We start from the raw sequence: 2889 nt of genomic DNA on the forward strand, positions 1-2889 counted from the left end.
CATATAATTAAACCCTACTTACCATTCATTGCATTGACTTCGCCAAATCCGCCAACATGCTTAAATTTACCATTTATTATAGTCGGGACTAACTCAATAGTCTTCATATCTTCTTTTTCATGCCATGTTAAAGAGTTTACTTTCCTGTATTTTTTTATATCTTTTAATGGAAGATCCATATCTTCAGCTAACTTGCGATCTAATGCATTATGTAAAGGTGTTCTATCTGTACCTATCGATTCCCATCCAATATCATTAATCGTATAGGTTACTTCTGCAACAGGTGAAAAATCAGGGTAAGCATTTTCATAATTTATTCCCTCAACTCCATAATCAGCGATTACTTCGTTTACACTAGGATTCGTAGAAATGAACATTGATTCACCTCGTTCACCACTCCAGGATCCGTTATTGATCGGGGTTTGAGCTAAACGTTCTTCATAAGTTGTATAAGGAAGAGATTCATTCAAAGAATCTAAACTAGCCTCAGTCAGTGGTACATTTCCATCACTAGTTTCAGGCATCCCCTGTGATAGCCAATCTTCAAGTGTCCCTTCTCCACCATTGGCCTTCCACATCCTAAATTGTATATCTTGCTGAGGATCGGGAGTGCTCCACTCATCACCATCTACTCCAACTGCTTTATAATAAACCTCATCGCTATATTTGGAGTAGGTAGTTCCATCAGGCGCAGTCAGTTCCTCTAAAGCTCCACCAGTTGATGAGCTATATGCTAGTAAAGAGACTGTACCTACAGCCTTTGCTAGCCAAGGTGCAACACTCGCTAACAATGATCTTTCAGCAACAAATGACGCATCATTAGCTGCTGTCTGAGCTGCGATTCGTACAATATTTGTCGTCGTTGGATTAGCTATCAGCTGAGTAGGGGCAGCCTTAGCTACGGCTAAAGCTGCCAACCCTTGCTTAATTTCTTTTGGTGTAAGGTTGCCATCTTGGGCTGCTAAATATAATTTTTCCGAAAGTTTAGAGCTTATGCACCCCGTAGCAACATTTACAGCAAGCGCTTCTTTTAAGCTCTTTTCACCCTCTTCACACATTAACCCAAACGGATCCACCCAATTAACCGGATTCGGTGCATATTGATAGTGGTTTATCCCACCCACAAGCCCTATCGGATCTTGGTTTATAAAGCGCTGTTGTTTGGGGCTGTAGTAGCGATAACGGTTGTAATGTAAGCCGCTCTCTTCATCTAAATATTGCCCTTGAAAACGAATTGGCTGAGTGAAGGTGTTTTCTTTATTAAACTCAGGCTCGGCTTCTGGCTCCTCATAGCCATACACATCGGCTTGGTTTTCCCACACGACTTCTGCTTTGTTGTTTGTTATAAAACGTGGGGTATTAAGTTGGTCTAGGTGGTAGTAATACACCTCACCCTTTTTAATAAGCGCTACTGGGTGAAAATGATTTGGCATGTTGATATACCAGGTATATTCACCGTGTTGGCATTCGCAGATTAACTGGTCGTTATCCCAAATGTAGTCAATTTTACCGTGCTCGGTGTGCTTGGCGATACGACGCCCCAGTGGGTCGTTGTCGTATTGGGTGAGCGTGCCGTTGTTGTTAAAACAGATTAACTGATTAAACGCATTATATTCACGGCGGGTTTTAATGCCTTTGCCGGTTTCGCGTATTTGGTTACCAAACTCGTCGTAGTAAAAGTCGCTATCGCCAAAGTGTGTTAGGCGGTCTGCGTCGGTGGCACTGTTTATCGTGGTGTTGTTAGTGCCCTCATTGTTTATTACTGAGTCAGCGTTGCTACTATTTTTACTACTACTTTCACTACTATTTGGCGCTAACTCATTGTATTCGCTATGGGTGGCGCGTGTTAAATCAATAGAAGAGCTGACTGTATGCTCGTTACCGGCAGCATCATGTTCTATCCCCTGCTCGCCTGTATTACTAGCTTCTGTACCGCTAGTGACTGTATCGCTTGTGTTTGATTTTACTGTTTGGCTTTGCGGGTTACCAAAGCTATCCCACTGGTAGTGTGTGGTTGTATCAGCACGTGAGCTTGCCAATGTTTGTTGTATTAACTGGCCGAGGCTGTTGTATTCAAAATTGATATTTTGGCTGCTTACGCCTTCGTTTTTACGGGCAATAAGCTGGTTGACGCTGTCGTAGTTGTACGTACAGGTATCAAATAATGTTTGCGATGGATGTGTAAGCTGCTGCTGCGTTAAGCGGTTAAATACATCAAACTGTTGAGTAAGGGTTATGCTGTTACCAAACTGCTGGGTTTTAATATTGCCTTGGCTGTCGTAGCTTAATGTTACAAGCGGCTTTGCAAGTTCAACCTCTTTGCTATTGTTTTGCAGTAAGTTAATGCCGCTTAGCTGGCCAAACTGGTTGTAGCTGTATTTAAGCGTGGTTGAGTCTGGAAGGGTAAGGGTTTGCCTTTTGCCGTATTCGTCGTAATTGTATTTTAAGGTATGCGCTTGTTGCTGGTTATTTACTTGCTCGGCGCACAGTAGCCTGCCGCCTTTATCAAACGTTTGTTTAAGTGTTGATTGCGCATTATGTGCACGCGCAATTTTACCTTGCTTTGTGTAGCTGTAGTAATTGGCGTTATTAACGATATGTGAGTCGCTTGCAAGGCTTGCATGCTGCGCAGTTAAGCGGCCAAGGCTGTCGCGCTCTATTTTTACATGGCGTTTATTACTTTGCGTTACTGAGGCTAAGCGGTTACAGGATAGTGAGGTTAATTTTGTATGTTGACTGCTTACGTCTTCGCTTTTTTATGTTAAGAGCTGTTTTCACTTAGGGAATCACTAGAAGTAAATAATCCTCGTGTCAGTAGTTTAAGCTCTTGCTAAACTGATAAGGTGAAATAGATAAGTCAGTTTAAATAGCGACCACTTATTGCTTTTT

General features: G+C 42.2%; 1 protein-coding gene and 1 pseudogene. Both read right to left on the reverse strand.

Going from position 1 to position 2889, the window contains the following annotated elements; all coding sequences use genetic code 11:
• Positions 1 to 14 precede the first annotated feature (14 nt).
• A complete protein-coding gene (locus H5072_RS21570) occupies positions 15 to 1058 on the reverse strand; it encodes an HNH endonuclease (RefSeq protein ID WP_404936331.1) in 1044 nt (347 codons plus the stop codon).
• Positions 1044 to 2711, reverse strand: a pseudogene (locus H5072_RS21575) (RHS repeat-associated core domain-containing protein); the annotation flags it as partial. The gene H5072_RS21570 and the pseudogene H5072_RS21575, both read right to left, overlap by 15 nt.
• Positions 2712 to 2889 lie beyond the last annotated feature (178 nt).

Source organism: Pseudoalteromonas sp. SR45-5 (genome assembly GCF_014163565.1).
Taxonomy (GTDB): Bacteria; Pseudomonadota; Gammaproteobacteria; order Enterobacterales; family Alteromonadaceae; genus Pseudoalteromonas; species Pseudoalteromonas distincta.